The sequence below is a fragment of the Rhodanobacter fulvus Jip2 genome (assembly GCF_000264315.1).
Classification (GTDB): Bacteria; Pseudomonadota; Gammaproteobacteria; order Xanthomonadales; family Rhodanobacteraceae; genus Rhodanobacter; species Rhodanobacter fulvus.
In genome coordinates, this window is record NZ_AJXU01000018.1 from 1 (window position 1) to 26,301 (window position 26,301).

The following is a 26,301-nucleotide window of genomic DNA, read 5'->3' on the forward strand; positions in this document are numbered from 1 at the left end:
CCGCTGCGCGGCTACGCTCAGGGAGAACGGTGGCTGATGCGATCCAACGAAGGTCGCGTCACACCCACGGCGCCAGCACGCGCAACCAGCGTGGACGCCAGGCCAGGGTGAAGGCAACCAGCAGGGAGGCGCCGGTCGAGGCCATCACCCAGACCAGCACGGCCATGGACGCGTGGTCTACGGCCAGGCACAAGCCCAGTGCGGCGATGATGCCCGCCACGCCCAGCCATCGCAGCAGACGCGCCATCGCCGATGAGGGAATGCGCTCCCACACCTGCTGCGCGTGTCCCGGCATCGACACCGCCAGCCAGCCCATGCCGGCCACGCTGGCAAGCCATGCCGCCAGTAACAGGTATGTCGCGAGCGCGGCTTCAGACACGCGCCATCTCCATGCCGGCGATGCGTGACTGCGCGGCGCTGGCGCGGCGCTTCAGTGCACGAGCCGTCAGGCAGGCCACCGCCGCGCTGCACAGCAGGAACAGGTCGATGCCCGCCACCGGCCAGTAGCCGGTCGCGATCGTGCGCCATAGATAATCGCCGGTGGATATTCCGTTCAACGCCACGGCCGCCAGCGCCAGCGTGGCGATCGCCCAACACTGTTCGCGCCAGGCCGGGTTGGCCAGCCCCTGCGCCACCGGCGCACTGCGCCAGCCGGCATGCAGCAGCGCCAGTGCCCAGGTACACCAGAACACGTAGCGCTCCCAGTCGCCGCGTGCCGGCAGGTTCTCCGGCAGCAGGCGATTGGCCACCAGGATGCCCAGCGTGGCCAGCACCATGCCGGTCACCGTGGTGACAGCCAACGCATCCACGATGCGCGCGCCCTGGCTGCCCCGCTGCGCATGCTGGCGCTTGCGCTTCTCGACAAAGAACACGAAGCCGGTGGCAATGCACACCGCGCCGGCCAGCCCGCCCAGCATGTAGAACCAGCGCAGCAGCCAGTGACGGAAATGCTGCAGGTGCAGCCCGGTGAGGAACTCGCTGACGCGACCCGTGGGCGTGGCTGGCGGGTCCACGCGGATCAGTTCGCCGGTCGACGCCTTGAAGTGGATGCCGTCGCCCACCAGCGCGATGCGGTCCGTGCCGGCGCGGTAGACGCTGACGTAGCCGTTGGCATCGCCCACATGCTGCAGCATCAAAAAGCCCACATCGCCGGCCTTGCCGTCGGCGGCCCAGCGGCGTTGCGCCTCGGCCACCATCGCGTCCACCGAAGCCAGCCCCGCTGGCACGCCGGCGCGATCGTGTGGCAGGCCGGTTTCCTGCGCTTCCACCTGCTCATGCAGCTCGTGCAGGCCATGCAGCTGCGTTTGCCCGACCGGAAAGTAGTAAGTGCTGGCGAAGATCACCAAGCCGGTGAAGGCAAAGAAGAAGTGGAACGGCAGCGCCACCACGCCGGTGAGGTTGTGCAGGTCCAGCACGCTGCGCAGGCGCGCCTTGCCCGGACGGAAGGTGAAGAACTCGCGCAGCAGCTTGCGGTGCATGATCACGCCGCTGACCAGCGCCGCCAACATCATCAGCGCGGAAAAACCCACGATCCAGATGCCCAGGTTTTTCCAGTCCAGCGTGAGGCTGTAATGCATCGGGTAGAAGAAGCCGCTGCCGATCTTGAGCTGGTCATCGGGCAGCGCCTTGCCGTTGCGCGGGTCGATGGTGTCGTAGGCCCAGATCGCCTCCTCCGGGTCCTTCGCGTTGGGCACCTCGTAGCCGGCGTACAGCTCCAGCACCGGATCGCGGTGGGTGGTGTAGGCGCTCCAGTTGACCACGGTGTCGAAACGTTGCGGCATCGCGCCGTCGACCCGCGAGCGCATGGCGTCGATCGCCTCGGGCGTGGGGTGCATGCGCTCGAACGCCGGTCGCAGCACCTGCTCGAACGAGGGCATCGGCTGCGGCGCGATACGGGTGGTGGGGACCGTCCAACGGTCGATCTCGCGATCGAACACCGACAGCGCGCCGAAGAAGAATGCCGCCATCAGCACGAAGCCCAGCACCAAGCCGAACCAGGTGTGCAGCCAGGCCATGGCCTGTCGGAAATTGGCGAACATGATCGTCCCCACCTCAGGTCAGCAACGATTGCACGAACGAACCGATGGCCGTCATCAGCGCGCCCGCGCCCAGCAACACCAACCAGGCCAGCGCCAGCCGACGCGTGGCCACGGTGCCCAGGAAGGCCGCCAGATAAGCAAGCAGCCCCGCCATGGCGCCCAGGAATTCGGCATCGTGGAATTCCATGTCCGCGGCGGACAACAGGCTGGTCACGGCGGCAACCGTGCCCCACGCGAAGACGTAGCCACCAAGCACGGCGGCCGCGATGCGCGAGACGACGCGAAGGCGGGCCGTGGACGGGTATGGGACAACGAGAGTGTTGGACATCGGCTATTGCCTCCCCACGGTGAAGTCACTCAGAAGCGCCAGTCGAGGCTCAACATGTAGTTGCGCGGTGCGCCGTAGAAGCCGCTGTAGCGCAGCGTGTTGATGTACTTCTCGTTGCCGATGTTCCTGACGTTGAAACGCAGCGTGGCATCGGGGCGGAAGTCCCAGGCGACGAAGCCGTTGAATACCGCGTAACTGCCCTGGCGCACGGCGAAGCCGCTGGTCTCCACGTTGGAGATGGCGCTCTGCCAGCGCCCGCCGATGCCGAACGACAGCGGCGTGTAGCTGGGCAGGTGCGCGCTGAGCATCAGGTTGGCGGTACGGCGCGGCACCCAGCGGTAAGTGTCGTCGCCATCCTGGCCGGTCAGTTTCAGGGCGGTGTAGCCGAACACCAGGTCGACGTTGTCGCCGAGCTTGCCGGTGGCTTCGAATTCGACGCCTTTCGATTCGACATCGACGCCGCCGTAGTAGTACTGGCCGTCGTCGTTGTAGCCGATGCCGGTGGCCAGTCCGTCCTGCTCGGCCTTGAACACGGCCAGCGTCGTCAGCAGCCGGTGGTCGAGCCAGTCGGCTTTCACGCCCACTTCGACATTGGTGCCCTTGGTGGGATCGAGGTAACGCTGTTCCTTGTCGGCCTGATCCTGCGGCTGGTAGATGTCCGAATAGCTGACATAGCCCAGCACGTGCTCGTTGAAATCGTAGGTGAGGCCGCCGTAGGGGCTGGTGTGGCCCTCGGTCTGGTCGAAGGGCACGCCGTAGTTGGCGCCGTCGCGGTGGTAGTTCGCGTAGTTGAAGCCGACCACGGCCTTGAGCCGGTCGGTAAGCGCCAGCCGGGTGGCGCCGAACGCGCGCTTCAGTCGCTGATCCAGCGTGCTGTAGACCGAGAGCTCGCCCCACTGCGGCTCGGCGACCGCATCGCCGGCCCACGGAAAGCCGGGCATCGCGATGTAGCCGCAGGTTTCAGTACCGCATATCGCCTGCGCGTATTCCCGGTTGGTCGCTTCGCTCCTGCCCACGCTGACACCCAGCGTCAGTTCCTGGTCGCGGCCGAACAGCTGGAAATGACCATTGAGGGTGGCCGCACCGAGGTGGGCCGTCGTTGCATCGGGGCCGCCCCAGGGATAGCCGTACAGACCCAGGTTGGTGCCCGGCTGCATGCCGGTGCCGTCGACGTCGGTGGCGTAGAACATCCGGGTGTCGTTGTCGATGCGGCGGTAGTTGTAGGAAAGCTTCAACTGCCAGTCCGCGGCCAGCTGGTGGGTGTACTCCAGGAAGCCGGTCTGGCTGGTGGTGTTCCAGTAGGTCCAGTCCTGGGTGGTCGATGCGCCGCGATCCCATTCGGCCTGGCTCCCGTCGCTGTACATGAAACTCAGCGCGCCCCACATGTTGCCGTTGGTTTTGGCCTTCTGCCACGAATAGCCCAGCGCCAACGTACCGTTCTCGCCCACCTGGCCGTCGATCACGCCGTAGAGGAAATCGCGTTTGTCGTCCTTGCCGCGCAGGTACGAGTCGCCCTCCTCGTGGGCGGCGACCACGCGCCCGGCCCAGCTGCCGTCGGTGGTGAACGGGGTCGAATAATCCGCCTGGACGCGCGTGGTGCCCCACGAACCGTAGCTGATGCCGACCGAGCCCTGCTCGTCATTGGTCGGGCGCTTGCGCACGTAGTTGATGGTGCCGGCCGCGTTGCCCACGCCGGTCAGCAGGCCGTTGGCGCCGCGGATCACTTCCAGCTTCTCGTAGCCGTAGGCATCCATTGCACCGGTGGCGACGCCCCAGCCATTGGGCAGGCCGACGCCGTCGATCTGGGTGTTCTCGATATCGAAACCCCGCGAGGTATAGGTGGTGCGGTTGGTTTCCCATTCCTCCACCTGCACGCCGGTGGCCAGGCGCAGCGCATCGTTGACGCTGGTGGCGCCGAACTGCGCCATCTGCTCATCGCTCACCACGCTGATCGACTGCGGCGTGTCCTTGATGCCCAGATCGAGGTTGGTCGCGCCGCTGGAAACACGGTCGGCGCGCTGGGCCACGACCATCACCGCGCCCAGATCGGTGGCGTCGCCGCCGTCTCCCGCTGGCTGCGGGGTGGCAAGCGCCGCACCCGATGAACAGGCCAGCGCCATGCAGATCGCAAAACGCAGACGGCCATGGGTTGCTGCGGTCGAACGATTTCCGGGCGCGCTGAAAGACGGCAGACGAAGGGGGCTCGTGGGGCGCATGAGGATCCTGGGTAGGGAGGAACGGACGCTGCTCCGCATCGCGATGGCATGCGCCGCCGCGGCCTGAAGGCAACGAATCAGTGCATTATTAAATGCGAATGCTTCTCATTATGCAAGACTTGCCGACAACGGTATCGCCGGTCACCCACGGGGCTCCGAACGCCGCACTTCTGACGGAGGCACGTTGGCCGTGGATCGGGGCGGCGCGCGTGGACGGGATTCGGCCGCGCGGCGCGGCGTCTTGTCGGTACCGGCTCGATCGAAGCGCTTCCGCGCCGGGGCTACAGCAAAAGCATCGCGACTGAAGTCGCTCCCACCGTGGGGGTCAGTGCGTTGCCAGCGTCTTGTCGATGGCCTGGACGAACGCGGGATCGACGCGGCCGATAATGGTGGTGCGCGCCACGATGCGGCCGTCGGCATCGAGCAGGATCAGTTCGCTGCTGTGATTGAAATCGCCGTCAGGAAGCTGGCGGTATTGCAGGCCGAACAGCGCCGCCAGCGGACGGGCGTCCTTCGCCTCGGTGCGTGCGAGTGTCCAGTGGCGCATATCGAGCCTGCGCGCGGCGGCGTAGTTGCGCAGCGCCTCCACGTTGTCGCGTTCGGGGTCGAAACTCACCGCCAGCAGGGCCAGCTTGTCGCGCGCGGGTTCGGCCACGGCCTTGCGGGTGAGTTTCATGGTGTCCACGATCATCGGGCAGACCATGGCGCAGGAGGTGTAGATCATGCTGACCAGTTGCACCTGTCCGCGGCGCGCGGCCAGCGGCCGTGCGTGGCCGTCCTGATCGGTGAGGGTGACGTTGAACTGGTAAACCGAATCGGGCGGCAGCGGCGTGGCGGCAAAGGCCTGGCCGGCCAGCAGCAGCGCGAGGAGCAACCATGGGGCAAGGCGTTTCATGGAAAAACCTCAGTCGGGCTTCGCGCAGCGAAAGCCCATGTTGTTGGTGGTGTCCACCGCCTTCAACGCGCTCAGCATGGCGATGCGCATCAGGGTGGCGTAGTTCTCTTTTTCCTGCATGCTGACGGCGCCGGCGCCGCAGAACTTCATCTTGTCGGCGCCATCCTGGTCGCGGCTGTCGCTGCCCACCAGCAAGGCGTTGAAGTCGTCCACCCATTCCCACACCACGCCGTTGAGGTCGCGCACGCCATGCACGTCCGCAGCACCGCCGATGGTCGGCAGCGATTGGCTGGATGGACGGCTATACCACTGCAGCACGCGCTCGCGCCACGCGGGATCCTTGCGTGCATCGGAGCGGGTAGCGTCGGCCGCGGCGGCGTATTCCCATTCGTACCAGCTGGGCAGACGGGCGTGTTCGCTTTCGCAATAGGCCTGGGCGGCAAACCAGCTCACCCGTGTCACCGGCTGTTGCGGCAAGGCATCGCCCAGCGCGTCGGGCGCGGCCCAGTGGGTGAGGTAGCGGCGGTCGGCGAAGACCGGGGCCACCTGATCGCGCCGCCATTGCGGGTGCGCTTTCACGAAGGCGAGGAACTCGGCGTTGGTCACCGGCTCGGTGCGCATATGGAACGGCGCGATCTTTGCCGGTGCCGCCTTGCCGTCGGCGGGTAGCACGCTGGTGAACGTGCCGCCCGGCAGCGGGGCGTATTCCGCCGCCGCCACCGGGCCGGCCAGCAGCGCGCCCAGCATCAGCATTGATGGCCAGGCGCGCATGCTCAGTGCTCCGGTGCCGCGGCGGGTGCCGGCTGCGCGCGGACCTTGGCCACCTCTTCCTTGGTGATCTGGCCGCCGGCGTTATCCCAGCTGTTCAGCACGTAGGTGAGGATGTTGGCCACCTCGTCATCGTTGAGCTGGCTCATCGGCGGCATCACCGAGTCGTAATCCACGCCGTTGACGGTGATCTTGCCGTGCAGGCCGTGCAGCGGGATCGAGATCAGGTGCTCGCGATCCTGCTTGACCAGGTAATCCGACTTGGCCAGCGGGGGGAACACGTTGGTCATGCCCTTGCCATCGGCCTGGTGGCAGACCGAGCAGGTGCCGGTGAACAACTGCTGGCCGGCCTTGATCTGGTCTTCCTTGGTCAGCGTACCCGCGGCATTCGCCTTGGCCGCCGCCGTCACCGCGTGCAGGTTGGGCTCGGCGCGGTCGCCCAGGTAGACCGAGTCCACCTCCTTGCCCGAATAAACCAGCTTGTTCTCCGGCCCGTCCACCTTGAGGATGCCCAGCGCACCCTTGTTGAAGGCGCGGAAGATCGAGTGGTCGACCAGCACGTAGCTGCCCGGCACGTCGGTGTGGAATTCGACGATGGCCGCGCCGCCGGCGGGGATCAGCGTGGTCTGCACGTTCGACTGCGGGTGGGTGCCGCCCTCGGGCTGCACGCGGTCGAAGATCTCGCCGATCACGTGGAAGCTGGAGATCAGGTTGGGGCCGCCGTTGCCCACGAACAGGCGCACCGTTTCGTTGGTTTTGGCGGTGAGCGCGTTGTCGCCGGTGAGCGCACCTTCGTGGCCGTTGAACAGCACGTAGGTGGGGTGCTCGTCGATGGCCTTGTCCATGTCGAACGGCTGGTGGCCCTTCTCGCGGTACTTGCCGGTGGTGTAGAAATCGCCCTGCATCACGTAGTACTCGTGATCGACCTTGGGCAGGCCCTCCGGTGGCTCGACCAGGATCAACCCGTACATGCCGTTGGCGATATGCATGCCCACCGGCGCGGTGGCGCAGTGGTAGACGTAGATGCCGGCATTGAGCGCCTTGAAGGTGAACTGCGACGCATGCCCGGGCGCGGTGAAGCTGGACGCCGCACCGCCACCGGGGCCGGTGACGCCGTGCAGGTCGATGTTGTGCGGCATCTTGCTGTCGGGCGCGTTCTTCAGGTGGAACTCCACCGTGTCGCCCTGGCGCACACGGATGAAGCTGCCCGGCACGGTGCCGCCGAAGGTCCAGTAGGTGTAGCTGACGCCTTCGGAGATGGGCATCTCCTTCTCGATCACTTCCAGCTCCACGATGACCTTCGCGGGATAGTTGCGATTGACCGGCGGCGGCACGTGTGGCGGGCTGGTGAGTACGGCGTGGATCGGCTCGCCCTGCGGCGGGCCGAAGCTTTCCGGCGGGGTGACGGCCGCCGCTGCGGCACTGCCGAAGGGGACTTCGCTGGCGCCGCCGCTTGCGGGTTTTTCGGAGCAGGCTGCAAGGGCCATCAGGCCGGCTGCAGCGAGGATGAGTGACAACTTACGTGTCATGGCGCTTCTCTCTGTGGAGTTCGGCGCCAGACTATGTGATCGCTGCTTGTCCGATTTGACGCGGGTCAATTTCCGCGGTGTAAACCCGCCTCTGCGTCAAGCTGCCACAGCGGGAACGCTCACCCCGGTTTGCCGTCGCGGCGCGGGGTCAGGTAGATCCATGCCGAACGCAGCACCCACGGCAAAAATGCCACCAGCCAACCGTAGGCGGCGATCACCAGCCACAGGTACACGTCGCCGCCCAGTTCGGCGCGGATACGCAGCAGCGCCACGACCTGCAGCAACGCGAAACACAGCCACGCGATCTTGCCCATCTGCAATGGCCGGCCGGAGTGACCCATGGTCACGCGCGTCACCATCGCCACCAGCATCGAGCCGAAATAACCGATGGCCAGCGCGTGCAGCGGCGCGCGCATGAACAGCAGCTCGCCGCGCGTGGCATAGATCACGTCCTGCACCGCATACAGCACGAACGCGATCGGCAGCCAGGCGAAAGCCAGATGCAACACCGCCAGGATGCCGGGGCGCATCGCCTTCCACGGCTGCCAGGCCACCGCGTGCCAGGCGAACACCAGCGCCAGCGGCACGTCGACCAGCCAGCGCCAGGCCAGCAGCCCGCGCCACTCCATCAACAGATGCGCCAGCAGCAGCACCCACACCACCGGCAGGCTCCAGCGCGGGCGCACCACGTGGTAATCCTTCACCACGTTGCTGCTGAAGAACGGCAGCATGCGATGCGTTACGGTGAAGAAGATCGGCAGCAGCAGGCCGAACGTGCCGATATGTATCGCCAATAGCGCACACGTCTCCGGGCCGCCGAACAGATACACCAGGAACGCCACCAGCCCCACGCAACCGAACCCCAGCGCCAGCAGGCATGACTTTGCGTGATCGATGCGGTTGCTGGCCGCCCGCAGCACCCGGCCCAGGATGGTGGTGCCGATCAGGTAGCCAACCAGCATCACGATGAAACCGGCCTTGACCAGCCACGGCATGCCCAGCAAACCGACATTGGCCAGCACGTAACCGCCGAACACGCTCGCCGCCACCGGTACATAGTGACGCCGCGACAGCGCCGGCAGGTTCATCCAGCGCGGGAACACCGTCAGCAGAAAGCCGAACATGAACAACGGAAACAGCCCGTACTGGATCACCATCGCATGCGCCCAGCCCGGCGGAATCGACGGCTGCGGCCACCCGCCCAGGCCGAAGCGCATCCAGGTCAACTCCACCGCCCACCACGCCATGCTCAGCAGCACCGCGACGGCGCCGGCCAGAAACAGCAAACGGTGCGGCGCCGAGCTGAGCAGGGCGGGCAGTTCGGCGAATGTCGCCGGCTTGACGCTGGAAGTGCGTGATTCGGCCATGAGCCATCTCGAATGAGAATGATTTTCACATAATGGCAGATCGGCATCCGCCACAACATTGACCTGTATCAGCGCACACCGCGCGCTTTTGCCGCGCCGGCGGAAGACGGGAGGTTGACCAGGATCAACACCTGGCCTCGCGATCAGGGGCAGCCTATGCCTGACATCCACATGGAGACACGACCATGGGCAGACTGAGCGGCAAGGTGGCGCTGGTGACCGGCGGCGCACTGGGCATCGGCGCGGCGTGCGTGACACGGATGATCGAAGCCGGCGCGAAAGTGGCCATCGTCGACCTGCATGACGGCACGGGCCAGGCGCTGGCCAGGCAGCACGGCGGCAACGCGCGCTATTTCCACGCCGACGTGTCGGTGGAGGCCGAAGTGGCCGCCGCGATCGCCGGTACGGTGGAAGCGTTTGGACGTCTGGACGTCCTGGTCAACAACGCCGGCATCACCGGGCCGAACAAGCCCACGCACGAGCTTACCGAAGCGGAATGGGACCGGGTGCAGGCGGTCAACGTGAAGAGTGTGTTCTTCGGCACCAAGCACGCGATCGCGCCGCTGCGCGCCGCGGGTGGCGGCAGCATCATCAACCTGTCGTCGATCTACGGCCTTGTAGGCGCGCCCGACCTGCCGCCCTACCACGCCTCCAAGGGCGCAGTGCGCCTGATGAGCAAGACCGACGCGTTGCTGTACGCGGCCGACCGCATCCGCGTCAACTCGATCCATCCCGGCTTCATCTGGACGCCCATGGTGGAGCAGCACATCGCCTCGATGGGCGGCGACCCCGAGCAACATCGCCGCGATACCGGCGCCCTGCATCCGCTGGGGCACATGGGCGACGCGGACGACATCGCCTGGGGCGTGGTCTATCTCGCCTGCGACGAATCGAAATTCGTGACCGGCAGCGAGCTGGTCATCGATGGCGGCTACACCTGCCGCTGATTACCCACCCCGGAGGAGTTCGTCATGTTCAAGCGCATCCTGCTACCCATCGATGGTTCCGAGCTGTCGCTGCGTGCCGTCGACATGGGCATCGAGCTGGCCGCCAAGATCGGCGCCAGCGTGTACGCGTTCCACGTCATCGCTCCGCTGTCCGCCTCGGTGTACGCCGCCGAGTTCATCCAGGTCGATCCCGAATACACCATCGAAGCCAGCGCCAACGCCGAACGCTATCTGGCCGAGGTGCATCAGCGCGCAAGCGCCGCCGGCGTCGCGTGCAACAGCAGCTACCAGACCGATCCGCGGCCCTACTCCGCCATCGTCGAGGTGGCCCGCAAGCACCAGTGCGACCTGATCGTGATGGCCTCGCACGGCTGGCGCGGCTTCGACCGGCTGCTGCTGGGCAGCGAGACGCACAAGGTGATCTTGAACGGCGACGTGCCGGTGCTGGTGTGCCGCTGAGCACTTCCATCGGCGCCATCGCGCGGCGGGGTAATGCATGAGCCACGCACCCCCGCCGCAATCGACGGACCGCGCCGGCCTCGATCCGGCCGAAGCGGCGCGCCGGCTCGCCGCGCACGGACCGAACCTGTTGCCCGGCAGCAAACCCAAGGGCCTGTTCGCGATCGTCCGCGGCGTGCTGCTGGAGCCGATGTTCCTGATGCTGCTGGTCGCCGGCGGCCTGTACCTGGCGCTGGGCGATCGGGCGGAAGCGGCGTTCCTGCTGTCGTTCGTGTTCGTGGTGATCGGCATCACGCTGGCGCAGGAGCGCAAGACGCAGCGCGCGCTGGAGTCGTTGCGCGAGCTGTCCGCGCCGCGCGCGCTGGTGATCCGCGGCGGCCAGGAACGGCGCATTCCCGGGCGCGAGGTGGTGGTCGGCGACCTGCTGGTGCTGCACGAGGGCGACCGCATCGCCGCCGACGCGGTGCTGCTGGACGGCCACCTGGATGTCGACGAGTCGCTGCTCACCGGCGAGGCGGTGCCGGTGACCAAGCTGCCCGGCGCTGAAGGTGGCCAGCTGTTCGCCAGCACGGTGGCGACCAAGGGCGTCGGCGTGGCCGAGGTGCGCGCGATCGCCGGCGCCACCGCGGTGGGCCGCATCGGGCAGGCGCTCAGCGCCACCGTCGAGCCGGTCTCCGGCCTGCAGCGCGCCTCGCGCCGGCTGATCCGCAACCTCACCATCGGCGGCCTGCTGCTGGCCATGGCGTATACGCTGCTGAGCTGGCTGTGGGACGGCCACGGCCTGCTGGAAAGCGTGCTGGCCGGCATCGCGCTGACCATGGCGATCCTGCCCGAGGAAATCCCGGTGATTCTCACCGTGTTCCTGGCGCTGGGCGCATGGCGCATTTCGAAACACAAGGTGCTGACCCGGCGCGTGCCGGCGGTGGAGGCGCTGGGCGCGATCTCGGTGCTGGCGGCGGACAAGACCGGCACGCTGACGCAGAACCGCATGCAGGTCGCCGAGCTGCGCCTGCCCGACGACAGCAGCCACGACGACCGTTGCACCGACCTGCCCGAGCCGTTCCACACGCTGGTCGAATTCGCCATGCTGGCCACGCCGGCCGATCCGTTCGACCCGATGGAGAAGGCCATCCAGAGCTTCGGCCTGCACTGGCTCACCGACACCGAGCACGTGCACGCGGCGTGGGCATCGGAGATCGAGTACGGACTGTCGCCGGAGATCCTGGCGATGACCCGCGTGTTCCGCGGCGACGCGTCCGGCGAGCACCTGCTGGCGACCAAGGGCGCGCCCGAGGCGGTGATCGACCTGTGCCACCTGAGCGCCGCCGAGGCCGCGGCGATCCTGCGCCAGGTCGAGGCGATGGCCGAACGTGGCCTGCGCGTGCTGGGCGTGGCGCGCGGCGAATGGCAGGGTGCCAGCTGGCCGCGCAGCCAGCACGATTTCGACTTCCGCTTCCTGGGCCTGCTCGGCTTCGTCGATCCACCGCGTCCGGAAGTACCCGCCGCCATCGCGCAATGCCGCGCCGCCGGCGTGCGCATCATCATGATGACCGGCGACCACCCCGCCACCGCACGCGCGATCGCCCGCCAGGTGGGCCTGAGCGAGCGCGCCGCGGTGATCACCGGCGCGGAAATGGCCGCGCTGGACGACGCCACGCTGCGCGAGCGGCTGCGCCACGTCGACCTGTGCGCGCGGCTCAAGCCGGAACAGAAGCTGCGCCTGGTGCAGTTGCTGCGCGCGGACGGCGAGGTGGTGGCGATGACCGGCGACGGCGTCAACGATGCGCCCGCGCTGAAAGCCGCCGACGTCGGCATCGCGATGGGCGAGCGCGGCACCGACGTGGCGCGCGAAGCGGCCGCGCTGGTGCTGCTGGACGACAGCTTCGCCAGCATCGTCACCGCCATCGCCCAGGGCCGACGCATCTACGACAACATCAGCAAGGCCACCCGTTTCGTGTTCGCCGTGCACATGCCGATCATCGTGCTGGCGTTGGTGCCAACCTTGCTGCATTGGCCGGTGCTGCTGATGCCGGTGCACATCGTGCTGCTGGAGCTCTTGATCGACCCGGCCTGCTCGATCGTGTTCGAGGCCGAACCTGCCGACGACGACATCATGCAGCGGCCGCCGCGCGCACCGTCGGATTCGCCGTTCGCCGCCGCCAACCTGCGCCACGCGGTGATCCAGGGCCTGGGTTTTGCCGGCATCCTGCTGCTGGGCTACGGCTTGCTGCTGGGCCAGAACCTGGACGCGACGCAAAGCCGCAGCGCCGTGTTCATCGCACTGGTGATCGGACTGTTCCTGCTGACCCTCGCCAACCGCGACCTGACCCATCCCGCATTGGCCCGCCATCCGGTGAAGAACCCGTGGCTGGCGCGGATGTTCGGCGCCGTGGCACTGATGCTGACGGTCGTGATCGGCGTGCCGTTCCTTCGCGGCGTGATGAGCCTGGCCGTGCCGGCGCCGCTCAGCCTGCTCGCCGCCGCCGCGATGCTGGCCGCCGCCGTCGCGTGGCTGGAACTGCTGCGCCGCGCGACGCGCGGAAGGCTGCGCAAGGCAGCGGTGCGCTGAAGCGGACGCTTGCGTCCGGTGCCGACAACGGCCGTGCTCCGCTCCATCGCCAATCACTCAGCCGCCGTCTCCTCGACACGGCCCTGCCGCTACTCCGTCGTCAATGACGGTTGACAGCCGCGCCGTTTCGAATAAGGTAGTAATTACTTACTCACTTTCGACGGGCCCATCGCGATGGACATTCAGCGCAAACATCTGCCTGCGGAGGAGCGCCGCGCGGTTACCGTCGAGGCAGTCATCAAGCTGGCGGCCGAGCAGAACCCCAGCGAGATCACCACCGCGGCGATCGCCAGCTCGATGCAGCTGACCCAGGGCGCGCTGTTCCGCCACTTCCCGAGCAAGGACGCGATCTGGCAGGCGGTGATGGAATGGGTGGCCGACCACCTGCTGGCGCGGGTCGAGCGCGCCGCGCGCAATGCCGCCAGCCCGTTGGCCGCGCTGGAAGCGATGTTCATGGCGCACATTGCCTTCGTCACCGAACACCCGGGCGTGCCGCGCATGATGTTCGGCGAATTGCAGCGGGCCGAAGGCACGGCCGCCAAACAGATGGTGCAGACCCTGATCCGCCGCTACGGCGAGCGTTTGCGCACCCTGATCGAAGACGGCAAGGCGGCCGGCGAACTGGACCCGCAGCTGGATCCGGCCGCGGCGGCCACGCTGTTCATCGGCAGTATCCAGGGCCTGGTGATGCAGGCCCTGCTGGCCGGCGACACCCGCCGCATGCGCAAGGAAGCGGTGGGCGCATTTGCGATCTACCGCCGCGGCATCGCGCGCACCGCCTGAAGCGATCGCCCTCCTGCACCGGATGTTCCCCCACGAACCGAGCGCCATGACGATGACCACCCACCCGCGACGCGGCATCTGGACCCGGCTGCTTTCCCTGTTCGCCATCGGCTTCGGCCTGCTGACGCTGAGGGAGGGCGGCGCCGTGCTGTTTGTTGACGGTGCCGCGCGTGAAGCGGCCGGCCACTACGTGCCGTTCGTGCTCTGGTTCAACTTCCTGGCCGGCTTCGCCTACGTCATCGCCGGCGTCGAGCTGTGGCGGCGCCGGCGCTGGGCGGCGTGGCTGGCATCCGCCATTGCACTCGCAACCGCGCTGGTCTTCCTCGCTTTCGGCGTGCATGTGGCCCTGGGCGGTGCCTGGGAAGAGCGCACGCCGATCGCCATGACCTTGCGCACGCTGGTGTGGGTCGGCATCGCGACCATGGCATGGCGCACGTCGGCGAACGCCGCGCCGCTGGCACGCACGCACTGAACGCCTTTCTCAAGCGGAAATCCTCTCCATGAAAACCCCGAGCCTCCCCACTAGAAAGACCCGCTGGATAGCCATCGCCGTCGTGGCGATCGCGCTGGGCGGCATTCTGGCGTTCTGGCTGCTGCGCGACCGCGGCAATCCGGACGTGTTGCGCCTGTACGGCAATGTCGACATCCGCGAGGTGGAGCTGGCCTTCCGTCAGTCCGGCCGCTTGACCGGCATGGCTTTCGACGAAGGCGACACCGTCACCGCCGGCACGATGATGGCGCAGCTCGACGCCACGCCTTACCGCGAGAAGCTGGCGGCGGCCGAAGCCGAACTCCAGGCCGCGCAGGCCCAACTGGACAAGCTGCACCGCGGCAACCGCCCACAGGAAATCGCCCAGGCGCGCGAGCAGGTGCGCCAGGCGCAGGCCAGCGCCACTGAGACCGAGCGCAACTTCAAGCGCCAGCACACCTTGCTTGCATCCGGCGCCAGCAGTCAGCGTGCCGTCGACGCCGCGCGCACCGCGCGCGACCAGTCCGCCGCCAAGCTGGCCGCGGCGCAGGCAGCGCTGTCGCTGGCGAGCGCCGGCTTCCGCAGCGAAGACATCGCCGCCGGCAAGGCACGCGTGGCCGCGGCCGCCGCCGCCCTGAGCCAGGCGCGCACCGCGGTGGGCGATGCGACGCTGATTGCGCCCAGCAACGGCATCGTGATCGCCCGCGTACGCGAACCGGGCAGCATGGTGGCCAGCGGCATGCCGGTGTACAGCCTGAGCCTGCGCGATCCGGTATACCTGCGGGCGTATGTCGGCGAACCGGATCTGGGCCGCATCGCACCGGGCACCCAGGTGCGCGTGCACACCGATGCCTCGGCCACCGTCTATCACGGCCAGGTCGGCTTCATCTCGCCGCGCGCGGAATTCACGCCGAAGACGGTGGAGACCGCCGACCTGCGCACCGACCTGGTCTATCGCCTGCGCGTGGTGGTAGCCGATGCCGACCAAGGCCTGCGCCAGGGCATGCCGGTGACGATCGACGTCGACACCAGCGCCAAGCCCGCGCGGGGGCACTGAGATGGGCGCGCAGCCGGCCAGCGATGCGCCGCGCCAGCACGGCCAGCACGACGCCGCGGTGGTGATCGATAACCTCGCCAAGTACTTCGGCCAGGTGCAGGCGCTGCGCGGGCTCAGCGCCAGCATCCGCTACGGCCGCCTCACCGGCCTGGTCGGTCCCGACGGCGCCGGCAAGACTACGTTGATGCGGATCATGACCGGGCTGCTGGTCCCCGACGCCGGCCGCGTCACCCTGGCCGGCTTCGACGTGGTCAAGGACAACGACGCCATCCACGTCGCCAGCGGCTACATGCCGCAACGCTTCGGCCTGTACGAAGACCTGTCGGTGCTGGAGAACATGCGCCTGTACGCGCGCCTGCGCGGCATGGACGCGGAGCACAACGCCGAGCTGTTCGACGAGCTGCTCGAGTTCACCCGGCTCAGGCCCTTCACCGCGCGCCTTGCGGGCAAGCTCTCCGGCGGCATGAAACAGAAGCTGGGGCTGGCTTGTGCGCTGATGGCGCGGCCCAAGGTGCTGCTGCTGGACGAACCGGGCGTCGGCGTCGACCCGGTCAGTCGGCAGGACCTGTGGCGCATGGTGCAGGCGCTGACTGACGAAGGCATGGCCGTGGTCTGGTCCACCGCCTATCTCGACGAGGCCGAGCGCTGCGAAAGCGTGCTGTTGCTGAACCAGGGGCAGCTGCTGTTCGACGGCCCACCGCAGGAACTGACCGCGCAGCTCGAAGGCCGCAGCTTCCGTCTCGAAAACGTCGGGGCCGAGCGCCGCGCGCTGCTGACCGAGGCGTTGGATCTGCCCAGCGTGAGCGACGGTGTGATCCAGGGCGCCGGCGTCCGCGTAGTGTTGCGCGCGGGTGAGGGCACGGAGCAGGTCCAGGCGCTCGCCGACCGGGCACACGTAGAGCTGGCGCCGGTGCCGGCGCGCTTCGAGGACGCCTTCATCGACCTGCTCGGCGGCGGCCCCGGCGGCACCTCGACGCTGGCCGAACGGCTGCCGCCGGTCGAACTGGGCTCGGACATTGCCGTGTCCTGCCAGAACCTGACCAAACGCTTCGGCGCCTTCACCGCCACCGACCACGTCAGCTTCGAGGTGCACAAGGGCGAGATCTTCGGCCTGCTCGGTCCCAACGGCGCGGGCAAATCGACCACCTTCAAGATGCTCTGCGGCCTGCTCAAGCCGAGCGCGGGCGAGGCGCACGTGGTGGGCCTGGACCTGCGCCGCGCCACCGGCGCAGCCAAGAGCCGGCTGGGCTACATGGCGCAGAAGTTTTCGCTCTACGGCCTGCTTTCGGTGCGGCAGAACCTGGAGTTCTCGGCCGGCGTCTACGGGCTGGAAGGCGACACGCGACGCGAGCGCATCGAGGAAATGATCGCGACCTTCGACCTCGGCGACTGGCTCTGTGCCACGCCCGACTCGCTGCCGTTGGGCCACAAGCAGCGCCTGGCGCTGGCCTGCTCGCTGATGCACCGGCCGCCGGTGCTGTTCCTGGACGAGCCCACTTCGGGCGTGGACCCGATCACCCGCCGCGAGTTCTGGACCCACATCAACGGGCTGGCGCGCAAGGGCGTGACCATCATGGTCACCACCCACTTCATGGACGAGGCCGAATACTGCGACCGGGTGGCCATGCTCTCGCGCGCGCGGCTGGTTGCGCTGGACACGCCCGACGCGCTCAAGCGCATGACCGCCAGCGCGCAGCGACCGGACCCGACCATGGAGGATGCCTTCATCCAGCTGGTGGAAGCGGCCGAGCGCGAAACGGCGGCGGCCGCATGAACGCCGCCATGCGCAAGCCCGACGATGGCGCGCTGCCGACCGGCTCGCGGCGTTTCGACGGGCGCCGCCTGATGGCCCTGGTGGTCAAGGAAAGCCACCAGGCGTTGCGCGACCCCTCGACGCTGCTGATCGCGTTCGTGTTGCCAGTGGTGCTGCTGTTGCTGTTTGCCTATGCGGTGTCGCTGGATGCCAAACAGGTGCGCATGGGCGTGGTGCTGGAATCGCCCGGCGCCTCCGCCCAGTCGCTGGCCGCCGCGTTTGCAGGCACCCGCTTCCTCGACGCGCACTTCGCGCATGACCGGCGCGAAGTGGCCGGGCAGTTGGTCTCCGGCGCGCTGCGCGGCTACGTGGTGATCCCGCAGGATTTCGAGCAGCGGCTGGCCCAACGCGGCCGCGAGCCGCTGGTGCAGATCATCACCGATGGCTCCTACCCCAACACCGCCAATTACGTGGAGAACTACGCTCGCGGCGTGGTGCAGTCCTGGCGCGCCGGGCGCTCTGCCGCGCCGGCGCCAGCCATCGCGCTGGAGCCGCGCTACTGGTTCAACCCCGAACTGGAGAGCCGCCGCGCGCTGATTCCCGGCGCCATCGCCATCATCATGACCATCATCGGTACCATGCTCACTGCACTCGTGGTGGCGCGCGAATGGGAGCGCGGCACGATGGAGGCGATACTCTCCACGCCCGCCTCGGTGGCCGAGATCCTGATCGGCAAGCTGCTGCCCTATTTCGTGCTCGGCATGCTGTCCACGCTGGGCGCGGTGGCGCTGGCGGTGTTCGTGTTCGGCGTTCCCCTGCGCGGCTCGCTGGCGGCGCTGCTGCTGGTGTCGGCGGTGTTCATGGTGCCGGCGCTGGGCCAGGGCCTGCTGATCTCCTCGCTGGCGCGCAACCAGTTCCTGGCGGCGCAGATCGCGCTGTTCACCGGGTTTCTGCCGGCCTTCATGCTGTCGGGCTTTTTGTATGAGATCGACGCCATGCCGGCGCCGATCCGCGCCATGACGCGGCTGGTCCCGGCGCGTTACTTCGTCGACTCGCTGAAGACGGTGTTCCTGGCTGGGGACATCTGGGCGGTGTTCGTCCCCAACCTGCTGGCGATGACGGCCATCGGCGCGGTGTTCTTCCTCCTGGCCAAGCGCGCCACGCGCAAGAACCCGGAGTAGCGACGTGTCCAACGCCATCCTCAGTTTCACCCGCCTGCGCGCACAGTTCGTCAAGGAAGTCCTGAGCATCCTGCGCGACCCGCGCAGCCGCATGGTGGTGTTCGTGCCGCCGATCCTGCAGCTGCTGGTGTTCGCCTTCGCCGCCACGCTGGAAGTGCGCAACGTCGACATCGCCGTGTACAACCAGGACGCCGGCCGCTGGTCGCACGAGTTGATGCAGCGCCTGGACAGCGCGCGTTTCATCAGCCATGTCCACCTGGTGGACAGCCAGCGGCGGCTGCACGAGCTGATCGACCGCGGCGAGGTCATCGCGGCGTTGGCTATTCCGGCGGATTTCTCGCGCACGATTGCCGCCGGCGACAGCGGCCGCGCGCAGGTGCTGGTCGATGGCCGGCGCAGCAACTCCGGCCAGATCACGGTGGCCTATCTCTCGACCATCGCCGCCGAGGTCGGCGCCGGCATCACACCCGACGCGCAGGCGCCGACGCCGGTTACCGTGCGTCACTGGTTCAACCCGAACCTGGTCTATCGCTGGTTCATCGTGCCCGGCCTCACCGGCATCCTGGCGCTGTTCAGCGCGCTGCTGATCACCTCGCTGTCGATCGCGCGCGAGCGCGAGCTGGGCACCTTCGACCAACTGCTGGTGTCGCCCACCTCGACGCCGGAAATCATCATCTCCAAGTCGCTGCCGGCGCTGGCAATCGGCACCCTGCTGGGCCTGCTCATGATCAGCGCGGGCGTGTTCGCGTTCGGCATTCCCTTCACCGGCTCGTTCGCGCTGCTGCTGGCGAGCCTGGTTCTGTTCATCCTCTCGGTGGTCGGTATCGGCCTGATGATTTCGGCCGTCAGCGCAACGCAACAGCAGGCCATCCTTGGCGCCTTCGCGATCGGCGTACCGGCGGTGCTGATGTCGGGCTTCGCCACGCCGGTGGAAAACATGCCGACAGCGCTGCAATGGCTGGCGCAGGCGATCCCGCTCACCCACTTCCTGGTCATCGTCGAAGGCACCTTCCTCAAGGCGATGCCGGCGGCGGACATCCTCGCCAATGCCTGGCCGCTGGCGGTGATCGCGCTGGTGACGCTGACCCTGGCCACGCTGCTGGTGCGCAGCCGCCTGCAATGACCGGCCCCCTGCCCTGCATGAAGGAGTTGCCATGACCCGCTCATCGAATCGCCGCTGCCGCGCGCCACGCACGGCGGCCGTCGCGCTGGGCACGCTGCTGCTCGGCGCGTGCGCGGCCGGCCCCGACTACCGCGGGCCGCCGCAGGTCGACACCGGCAGCGGCTGGACGCAGCCAGCGGCCGCCGCGCAAGCGCCGGCCGGTCTGTCGAACTGGTGGACCACGCTGGGCGATCCGACCCTGGACCGGCTGGTCGCCACCGCGTTGGCGGACAACCTCGACCTGCTCCAGGCGCAGGCGCGCATCGCCGAGGAACGCGCCTTGCGTGATCGCGCGGCCGGCGGCTACGCGCCCTCGGTCGGCGTCAGCGGCAGCGTAACCCGGCGCCGGCAGAGCGAAAACGGCCCGCTGCCGATCGGCGCCATTCCCGGACTGGCACGCGACCAGACCATCCATGACGCCGGCTTCGACGCCGGCTGGGAAATCGACCTGTTTGGCCGCACCCGGCGCGCCGTGCAAGGTGCCGAGGCGCGCATGCAGGCCGCGCAGGACGACGCCGCCGGCGTGCGCGTCAGCATCGCCGCCGAAGTGGCGCGCAGCTATCTCGACTTGCGCGGCGCGCAACGCGAATTGGCCGCGCGCGCAGCCTCGGTGCAGGCGCTCGCGCAGACAGCCGACCTCGTCGGCAGGCGCTTGCGTGCAGGGGACGCGGCACAGGCGGATGTCGATGCCGCGCAGGCGCGCCTGGGCGCCGCCGCGGCCAGCCTGCCCGCGATCCAGGCACGCGCGCGCGCCGCCGCGCTGGGCCTGGGCGTGCTGCTGGGCGCGCCGCCCGAACGCGAGCTGGCCCTGCTCGACACCACCGCCGCGCAGATCACGCTGCTGCCGATCCCGGTCGGCCAACGCGCCGACATCATGCGCCGCCGGCCGGACGTGCGTGCGGCCGAGCGGCGCCTGGCGGCACGCAGCGCCGACATCGGCGTGGCGACGGCGGAGCTGTTCCCGAAACTGTCGATCGGCGCCAGCGGCGGCTTCCAGGCCCTGGACGCAGGCCAGCTGTTCGAGTCGGCCAGCCAGCGGTTCTCGGTCATGCCGCTGATCTCCTGGCGGGTGTTCGACGGCGGCCGCGTACGCGCCGAGATCCGCGCCAGCGAGGCACGCGAACAGCAAGCCGCGCTTGCCTACGAAAAAGCGGTACTGACGGCACTGGGTGACGCCGAGCGCGCGCTGGGCAACTACCAGCTGGGCCTGGACGCGGTGCAGCGCCAGCAGGCCGCGCTCGACGCCGCGCGACGCAGCTACGCCCACGCGCAGGCGCGCTACGCCGCCGGCGACATCGCGCTGGCCGACCTCTTAGCCGAAGAGCGCGTGCTGCGCGACGCCGAGGACGGCTATGCACGCATGCATACCGCCACCGCGATCGACCTGGTGGCGCTGTACAAGGCGCTGGGCGGCGGCTGGAATGCCGACGACGCGCGCAGCGACGATGCGGGCGGATCACAGCACCGGCACGACGCCGCGGGCAGGCCCGTGGATGAACGGCTGCCGCGGCGCCCGACTACGGCGCGCGACACAGCACGCCAGACAGGTGTTTCCTCGACGCCACCGTGTCGAGCACCGTGCCGTACATGCACGCGCCATTGCCTCACCTCATCTGGCAGCATGGGATGATCACGAGGTCCCGCCGTTTACCGGAAGCCATCCATGGACAAGACGCCGACTGCAGCACCCGCAGCGACATCCCGGGCCGATCCCACGGCCGTGTGCAACAAACGGTTCGACGAGATCAGCGTCGGCGACAGCGCCACGATCACGCGGCGCTTGCGCGCCGAGGATGCGCAGATGCTTGGGGCGCTGCACGGCTGCGCACCGTCCAGCGGAACCACGCCGGGCGATGCGTCGCCCGGCCTCGGCCATGACGGTTGGGGCGTCACACTGATCCACGCGGTACTGAACACGCGGCTGCCTGGCCCGGGCACGGCATGCATCGACCAGTCCCTGCGCTTTCTGGCTCCGGTAGCGATCGGCGACACGCTGGCCGCCAGCGTGCACGTGACCGACCGCGATGCGGCGACTCAACGCCTGCGTTTCGCCTGCCGCTGTGTGAACCAGCACGACGCGGTGGTAATCGAAGGCACGATCGAGGTGCAGGCTCCCGCGCAGCGGATCGCGCAGGCGCCCGGTCAACTGCCCGAGACGCGCGTACTCGACCGTAGCGGGCAGTCGCTGCTGGAGCGGGCGCGACGCCTGGGGCCGATCCGCGTGGCCGTGGTGCATCCCTGCGACGCGGCCAGCCTCGGCGCCGCGTTGGAGGCAGCGCGGGAGGGCTTGATCGAACCGGTACTGGTCGCCCCGCGCAGGAAGCTCGAACAAATCTCCAGGGCTGCCGCGCTGGATCTGGCCGGCATTTCCATCGACGACGTACCGCACAGCCACGCCGCCGCCGCGCGCGCGGTCGAGCTGGCCACGGGCGGCGGCGTCGACGCGCTGATGAAAGGCAGCCTGCACACCGACGAATTGATGACCGCGGTGATTGCCGCCACCTCCGGCATGCGCACGGCGCGGCGCATCTCGCATTGCTACCTGATGCACAGCCCGGCGTACCCGCGCCCGTTCATCATCACCGACGGCGCGGTCAATATTGCGCCCACGCTGGAAGAGAAAGCCGACATCGTGCGCAACGCGATCGACCTGGCGCACATCGTGGGCGTGGCGCTGCCACGGGTGGCGATCCTGGCCGCGGTGGAGACGGTCAACCCGCGCATGCAGGCCACGCTGGATGCCGCCGCCCTGTGCAAGATGGCCGACCGCGGCCAGATCACCGGCGCCGTGCTGGACGGCCCGCTGGCCTTCGACAACGCCATCTCCGTCGCCGCGGCCAAGATCAAGGGCATCGTCTCCGAGGTGGCAGGTCGCGCGGACATCCTGCTGGTGCCCGACCTTGAAAGCGGCAACATGCTGGCCAAGCAACTTGAATACCTGGGCGGCGCCACCAGCGCGGCGGTGGTGATGGGCGCGCGCGTGCCGATCGTGCTGACCAGCCGCGCCGACTCGCGCGAATCGCGCATCGCCTCGTGCGCGCTGGCCGCGCTGGTCGCCCACCATTACCGGCTCAGCCCGCCATGAACGAGCGCAGCGACGGCTCGCTGATCCTGGTGCTGAACTGCGGCTCGTCCAGCATCAAGTTCGCGCTGTTCGACGCGGCCGCGACACCGCTGGCGCGCACACCAGCGTGGAGCGGCAAGGTCGAAGGCATCACCGGCGACGCCCCGATGTTCAGCGCAAGCGGCGGCGCCGCCGAAACGCTGACGCTGGACCGCGAGCGCCCCTACCCGGCGGCGCTGGCCTATCTGCGCCAGCACATCGAGGCGCGGCTGGATGGCCGCCGCATCGTGGCGATCGCGCACCGCGTGGTGCACGGCGGCAGCAAGTACTTCGAACCGGTGCGCGTCGATGCGGCGGTGCTGGCCGACCTGAAAAGCTATATTCCGCTGGCGCCGCTGCACCAGCCGTTCGCGCTGGAGGCGATCGACGCGCTGCTGGCCGAACGGCCGCAGTTGCCGCAAGTGGCCTGCTTCGACACCGCCTTCCACCAGAGCATGCCGACGGTCGAGAAGATGCTGCCGCTGCCGCGCTCGGCGTGGGAACAGGGCCTGCGCCGCTACGGCTTCCATGGCCTGTCCTACGCCTACCAGTCACAGGTGCTGGGCGAGTGCTACGGCGACGCCGCGCGCGGCCGCACCATCGTGGCGCACCTGGGCAATGGCGCCAGCCTGTGCGCGATGCGCAACCTGCAAAGCGTCGCCACTACGATGGGCTTCTCGGCGCTGGACGGGCTGATGATGGGCACGCGCTGCGGCGCGCTGGACCCCGGCGCAGTGATCTACCTGATGGAGATCCGCAAGCTGTCGCTGGAGCAGGTAGCGCGGATGCTGTACCACGAGTCCGGCCTGCTCGGCGTTTCCGGCGTGTCCTCCGACTTGCGCGACCTGCTGCCGCGCGAAGACCAAGAACCGGTGCGCGAGGCCCTCGCGCTGTATGTGCGCAGCATCGTGCGCGAAGTGGGCGCGCTGACGGCCACGCTCGGCGGGCTGGACATGCTGGTCTTCACCGCCGGCATCGGCGAGCACCAGCCGGTGATCCGTGAACGCGTCTGCGCCGGCCTGGGCTTTCTCGGCGTGGCGATCGACGCGGATGCAAATGCCGCCCACGCGCCGGTCATCTCCAACGCCGCCAGCCGGGTGAAAGTGGTGGTAGAAGCCACCAACGAGGAATGGGTAGCCGCCACGGCCGCGGAGACGCTGCTCCGTCGCTAGTCGAGCGTACCGGCCTCCGGCGCATCCCACATCCAGTGGCGGATTTCCGGCAAATCCTCGCCATGCTCGTCGATGTAATGCTTGTGCTCGATCAGCTTGTCCAGCAGCTTCTGCTTGAGATAGACGCCGCGCTCGCCCGCCTGCGGCACGCGGTTGATCACGTCGATCACCAGATGGAAACGGTCCAGCTCGTTGAGCACGGTCATGTCGAACGCGGTGGTGATGGTGCCCTCCTCCCTGTAACCGTGCACGTGCAGGTTGTCGTGGTTGGCGCGGCGGTAGGTGAGGCGATGGATCAGGCTGGGATAGCCGTGGTAGGCGAAGATCACCGGCTTGTCGCGGGTGAACAACTGGTCGAAATCGTCATCGTCCAGGCCATGCGGATGCTCGCTGGGCGCCTGCAATTTCATCAGGTCGACCACGTTGACCACGCGCAGCTTCAGGTCGGGCAGGTAGCGGCGAAGGATCGACACCGCGGCCAGCGTTTCCAGCGTCGGCACGTCGCCAGCGCAGGCCATCACCACGTCGGGCTCGCCGTGCGCGTCGCTGCTCGCCCACGGCCACAGCCCGATGCCCTGGGCGCAATGGCTGGCCGCGGCATCCATGGGCAGCCATTGCGGCGCGGGATGCTTGCCGGCCACCACCACGTTGACGTAGTGCCGGCTGCGCAGGCAATGATCCATCACCGACAGCAGGCAGTTCGCGTCCGGCGGCAGGTACACCCGCACGATGCTGGCCTTCTTGTTGACCACGTGGTCGATGAAGCCGGGGTCCTGATGGGTGAAGCCGTTGTGGTCCTGCCGCCACACGTGCGAGGCGAGCAGGTAGTTCAGCGAGGCGAGCGGGCGCCGCCACGGGATCGCCGCGGTCATCTTCAGCCACTTGGCGTGCTGGTTGAACATCGAGTCGACGATGTGGATAAACGCCTCGTAGCAGTTGAACAAGCCGTGCCGCCCGGTCAGCAGATAGCCTTCCAGCCAGCCCTCGCACTGGTGCTCGCTGAGCATCTCCACCACCCGGCCCTGTGGAGCGAGGAACTCGTCGTCCGGTTTCAGGGCGGCCTGCCACTGACGGTTGGTGGCCTCGAAGACCGCGGCCAGGCCGTTCGATATCGTCTCGTCCGGCCCGAACACGCGGAAGTTGCGCGAGGGCTCATTCAAGCGGATCACGTCGCGCAGGAACGGTCCCAGCGCGCGGGTGTCGCCGTTGCCGCGCGCGCCAGGCTGCGGCGCCGCGACCGCGTAGTCGCGGAAATCCGGCAACAGCAGGTCGCGCAACAGCAGGCCGCCATTGCTGTGCGGGTTCGCGCTCATGCGACGCGCGCCGCTGGGCGCCAGTGCGGCCCACTCCGGGCGCAAGCGACCGCGCTCGTCGAACAACTGCTCCGGCCGGTAGCTGCGCAGCCACGCCTCCAGCTGCGGCAGGTGCTCCGGCGGGCTGGTCGGGGAGATCGACAGCGGCACCTGGTGTGCGCGGAACGTGCCCTCGTTTGGCCGTCCATCCACCATGGCCGGGCCGGTCCAGCCCTTGGGCGATTCGAGCACGATCATCGGCCAGCGTGGCCGCGTGCAAGCGCCGCCCTCGCGGGCATCGCGCTGGATCTGGCTGATCTGCACCACCGCCGCATCCAGCGCCGCGGCCATCGCCTGGTGCATGGCGACGGGATCGCTGCCGACCACGAAATACGGCATCCAACCGTAGCCGCGCAGCAGCTGCTCCAGCTCCTCGCGGCCGATGCGCGCCAGCACGGCGGGGTTGGCGATCTTGTAGCCGTTGAGGTGCAGGATCGGCAGCACCGCGCCATCGCCCACCGGGTCCAGGAACTTGTTCGAATGCCAGGCCGTGGCCAGAGGCCCGGTTTCCGCCTCGCCGTCGCCGATGACACAGGCGGCGATCAAGCCGGGGTTGTCGAACACCGCGCCGAACGCGTGGCTGAGCGAGTAGCCAAGTTCGCCGCCCTCGTGCATGGAGCCGGGGCATTCCGGCGAGGCGTGGCTGGGAATGCCGCCGGGAAACGAGAATTGCTTGAACAGCCGCTGCAGCCCGGCTTCGTCCTGGCTGACCTGCGGATAGACCTCGCTGTACGTACCCTCGAGCCAGGCGTTTGCCACCACCGCCGGGCCGCCGTGGCCGGGGCCGGAGAGGTAGACCATGTCCAGGTCGTACTGCCGGATCGCCCGGTTGAGATGCGCATAGATGAAGTTCTGGCCCGGCGTGGTGCCCCAGTGGCCGAGCAGCATGCGCTTGATGTGCGCCGGCGCCAGCGGCTGGCGCAGCAGCGGATTCGCCCGCAGGTAGATCTGCCCGACCGAGAGGTAATTCGCCGCGCGCCACCAGGCGTCGATGGCCCGCAACTGACTGGCGTCAACAGGTTGCTGATCTGGAAGGTCGATCATCGTCGTCGCTCCGTCCCGACACGCGCGAGGCTGTGGACGCAGTATGTACACGATGGCGGGTGAAATTTGATGCAGCAGGTTGGCGCATGCCACGCGCCTGAACCGCCC

The 26,301-nt window shown here is 68.3% G+C and carries 21 protein-coding genes; 12 read left to right on the forward strand and 9 right to left on the reverse strand.

Annotated elements, in window-relative coordinates:
- Positions 1–58 precede the first annotated feature (58 nt).
- The 8 genes from UU9_RS03825 to UU9_RS03860 all read right to left on the reverse strand — a co-directional run bounded on the left by UU9_RS03825 (position 59) and on the right by UU9_RS03860 (position 9,142).
- The gene (locus UU9_RS03825; protein WP_007080401.1) at positions 59–379 is read right to left on the reverse strand and encodes a DUF3325 domain-containing protein; all 321 of its coding nucleotides are present in this window, start codon (positions 377–379) and stop codon (positions 59–61) included.
- Positions 372–2,039: a PepSY-associated TM helix domain-containing protein gene (locus tag UU9_RS03830; protein WP_007080402.1), complete on the reverse strand. Its 1,668-nt coding sequence runs from the start codon at positions 2,037–2,039 to the stop codon at positions 372–374. Before UU9_RS03830 ends, UU9_RS03825 begins: the two co-directional genes overlap by 8 nt.
- A 13-nt stretch (positions 2,040–2,052) precedes the next feature.
- Complete coding sequence (locus UU9_RS03835; protein ID WP_007080403.1) at positions 2,053–2,367, reverse strand: hypothetical protein; 315 nt, start codon at positions 2,365–2,367, stop codon at positions 2,053–2,055.
- 29 nt (positions 2,368–2,396) lie between these two features.
- Positions 2,397–4,487 (reverse strand): TonB-dependent siderophore receptor, encoded by a 2,091-nt coding sequence (locus tag UU9_RS03840; protein WP_007080404.1) that lies wholly within the window; start codon positions 4,485–4,487, stop codon positions 2,397–2,399.
- A 421-nt stretch (positions 4,488–4,908) separates the two neighbouring features.
- Positions 4,909–5,478, reverse strand: coding sequence for an SCO family protein (locus UU9_RS03845; protein ID WP_007080405.1), 570 nt, complete (start codon positions 5,476–5,478; stop codon positions 4,909–4,911).
- 9 nt (positions 5,479–5,487) lie between these two features.
- Positions 5,488–6,249, reverse strand: coding sequence for a formylglycine-generating enzyme family protein (locus tag UU9_RS03850; protein WP_007080406.1), 762 nt, complete (start codon positions 6,247–6,249; stop codon positions 5,488–5,490).
- Between the two features lie 2 nt (positions 6,250–6,251).
- The gene (gene nirK, locus UU9_RS03855; RefSeq protein WP_040670200.1) at positions 6,252–7,775 is read right to left on the reverse strand and encodes a copper-containing nitrite reductase; all 1,524 of its coding nucleotides are present in this window, start codon (positions 7,773–7,775) and stop codon (positions 6,252–6,254) included.
- A 119-nt stretch (positions 7,776–7,894) separates the two neighbouring features.
- Positions 7,895–9,142, reverse strand: coding sequence for an NnrS family protein (locus UU9_RS03860; protein ID WP_007080408.1), 1,248 nt, complete (start codon positions 9,140–9,142; stop codon positions 7,895–7,897).
- A 185-nt stretch (positions 9,143–9,327) separates the two neighbouring features.
- Between UU9_RS03860 and UU9_RS03865 the strand changes: the two genes are divergently transcribed.
- The 12 genes from UU9_RS03865 to UU9_RS03920 all read left to right on the forward strand — a co-directional run bounded on the left by UU9_RS03865 (position 9,328) and on the right by UU9_RS03920 (position 23,797).
- A complete protein-coding gene (locus UU9_RS03865; protein WP_007080409.1) occupies positions 9,328–10,089 on the forward strand; it encodes a glucose 1-dehydrogenase in 762 nt (253 codons plus the stop codon).
- A 24-nt stretch (positions 10,090–10,113) separates the two neighbouring features.
- The gene (locus UU9_RS03870) at positions 10,114–10,548 is read left to right on the forward strand and encodes a universal stress protein (protein WP_007080410.1); all 435 of its coding nucleotides are present in this window, start codon (positions 10,114–10,116) and stop codon (positions 10,546–10,548) included.
- A gap of 37 nt (positions 10,549–10,585) precedes the next feature.
- Entirely contained in the window at positions 10,586–13,117 is a 2,532-nt protein-coding gene (locus tag UU9_RS03875) for a cation-translocating P-type ATPase (RefSeq protein WP_007080411.1), read from the forward strand.
- Between the two features lie 174 nt (positions 13,118–13,291).
- Positions 13,292–13,900, forward strand: coding sequence for a TetR/AcrR family transcriptional regulator (locus UU9_RS03880; RefSeq protein ID WP_007080412.1), 609 nt, complete (start codon positions 13,292–13,294; stop codon positions 13,898–13,900).
- A 46-nt stretch (positions 13,901–13,946) separates the two neighbouring features.
- A complete protein-coding gene (locus tag UU9_RS03885; protein WP_007080413.1) occupies positions 13,947–14,372 on the forward strand; it encodes a hypothetical protein in 426 nt (141 codons plus the stop codon).
- Between the two features lie 28 nt (positions 14,373–14,400).
- Positions 14,401–15,426: a secretion protein HlyD gene (hlyD, locus tag UU9_RS03890; protein WP_040670202.1), complete on the forward strand. Its 1,026-nt coding sequence runs from the start codon at positions 14,401–14,403 to the stop codon at positions 15,424–15,426.
- 1 nt (position 15,427) lies between these two features.
- Positions 15,428–17,200, forward strand: a complete 1,773-nt coding sequence (locus UU9_RS03895; protein ID WP_007080415.1) for an ATP-binding cassette domain-containing protein — start codon at positions 15,428–15,430, stop codon at positions 17,198–17,200.
- Positions 17,197–18,360: an ABC transporter permease gene (locus tag UU9_RS03900; protein WP_007080416.1), complete on the forward strand. Its 1,164-nt coding sequence runs from the start codon at positions 17,197–17,199 to the stop codon at positions 18,358–18,360. The genes UU9_RS03895 and UU9_RS03900 overlap by 4 nt, the downstream gene beginning before the upstream one ends.
- 4 nt (positions 18,361–18,364) lie before the next feature.
- Complete coding sequence (locus tag UU9_RS03905; protein ID WP_007080417.1) at positions 18,365–19,483, forward strand: ABC transporter permease; 1,119 nt, start codon at positions 18,365–18,367, stop codon at positions 19,481–19,483.
- A gap of 31 nt (positions 19,484–19,514) precedes the next feature.
- On the forward strand, positions 19,515–21,152 hold the full coding sequence (locus tag UU9_RS03910) for an efflux transporter outer membrane subunit (RefSeq protein WP_007080418.1): 1,638 nt from the start codon (positions 19,515–19,517) through the stop codon (positions 21,150–21,152).
- A 33-nt stretch (positions 21,153–21,185) separates the two neighbouring features.
- The gene (locus tag UU9_RS03915; protein ID WP_040670204.1) at positions 21,186–22,607 is read left to right on the forward strand and encodes a bifunctional enoyl-CoA hydratase/phosphate acetyltransferase; all 1,422 of its coding nucleotides are present in this window, start codon (positions 21,186–21,188) and stop codon (positions 22,605–22,607) included.
- A complete protein-coding gene (locus tag UU9_RS03920) occupies positions 22,604–23,797 on the forward strand; it encodes an acetate/propionate family kinase (RefSeq protein WP_007080420.1) in 1,194 nt (397 codons plus the stop codon). Before UU9_RS03915 ends, UU9_RS03920 begins: the two co-directional genes overlap by 4 nt.
- Here the strand turns inward: UU9_RS03920 and UU9_RS03925 are convergent.
- Complete coding sequence (locus UU9_RS03925) at positions 23,794–26,193, reverse strand: phosphoketolase family protein (protein WP_007080421.1); 2,400 nt, start codon at positions 26,191–26,193, stop codon at positions 23,794–23,796. The genes UU9_RS03920 and UU9_RS03925 overlap by 4 nt on opposite strands.
- Between the last annotated feature and the right edge of the window lie 108 nt (positions 26,194–26,301).

Bases quoted from the DNA above. Each gene is read 5' to 3' on its own strand.
- UU9_RS03870 (WP_007080410.1), top strand. From the start codon at position 10,114: ATGTTCAAGCGCATCCTGCTACCCATCGATGGTTCCGAGCTGTCGCTG.
- hlyD (WP_040670202.1), top strand. From the start codon at position 14,401: ATGAAAACCCCGAGCCTCCCCACTAGAAAGACCCGCTGGATAGCCATC.
- UU9_RS03840 (WP_007080404.1), bottom strand. From the start codon at position 4,487: ATGGCGCTGGCCTGTTCATCGGGTGCGGCGCTTGCCACCCCGCAGCCA.
- UU9_RS03845 (WP_007080405.1), bottom strand. From the start codon at position 5,478: ATGAAACGCCTTGCCCCATGGTTGCTCCTCGCGCTGCTGCTGGCCGGC.
- UU9_RS03895 (WP_007080415.1), top strand. From the start codon at position 15,428: ATGGGCGCGCAGCCGGCCAGCGATGCGCCGCGCCAGCACGGCCAGCAC.
- UU9_RS03850 (WP_007080406.1), bottom strand. From the start codon at position 6,249: ATGCGCGCCTGGCCATCAATGCTGATGCTGGGCGCGCTGCTGGCCGGC.
- UU9_RS03885 (WP_007080413.1), top strand. From the start codon at position 13,947: ATGACGATGACCACCCACCCGCGACGCGGCATCTGGACCCGGCTGCTT.
- UU9_RS03865 (WP_007080409.1), top strand. From the start codon at position 9,328: ATGGGCAGACTGAGCGGCAAGGTGGCGCTGGTGACCGGCGGCGCACTG.
- UU9_RS03900 (WP_007080416.1), top strand. From the start codon at position 17,197: ATGAACGCCGCCATGCGCAAGCCCGACGATGGCGCGCTGCCGACCGGC.
- UU9_RS03910 (WP_007080418.1), top strand. From the start codon at position 19,515: ATGACCCGCTCATCGAATCGCCGCTGCCGCGCGCCACGCACGGCGGCC.
- UU9_RS03875 (WP_007080411.1), top strand. From the start codon at position 10,586: ATGAGCCACGCACCCCCGCCGCAATCGACGGACCGCGCCGGCCTCGAT.
- nirK (WP_040670200.1), bottom strand. From the start codon at position 7,775: ATGACACGTAAGTTGTCACTCATCCTCGCTGCAGCCGGCCTGATGGCC.
- UU9_RS03925 (WP_007080421.1), bottom strand. From the start codon at position 26,193: ATGATCGACCTTCCAGATCAGCAACCTGTTGACGCCAGTCAGTTGCGG.
- UU9_RS03860 (WP_007080408.1), bottom strand. From the start codon at position 9,142: ATGGCCGAATCACGCACTTCCAGCGTCAAGCCGGCGACATTCGCCGAA.
- UU9_RS03920 (WP_007080420.1), top strand. From the start codon at position 22,604: ATGAACGAGCGCAGCGACGGCTCGCTGATCCTGGTGCTGAACTGCGGC.
- UU9_RS03835 (WP_007080403.1), bottom strand. From the start codon at position 2,367: ATGTCCAACACTCTCGTTGTCCCATACCCGTCCACGGCCCGCCTTCGC.
- UU9_RS03830 (WP_007080402.1), bottom strand. From the start codon at position 2,039: ATGTTCGCCAATTTCCGACAGGCCATGGCCTGGCTGCACACCTGGTTC.
- UU9_RS03915 (WP_040670204.1), top strand. From the start codon at position 21,186: ATGGACAAGACGCCGACTGCAGCACCCGCAGCGACATCCCGGGCCGAT.
- UU9_RS03880 (WP_007080412.1), top strand. From the start codon at position 13,292: ATGGACATTCAGCGCAAACATCTGCCTGCGGAGGAGCGCCGCGCGGTT.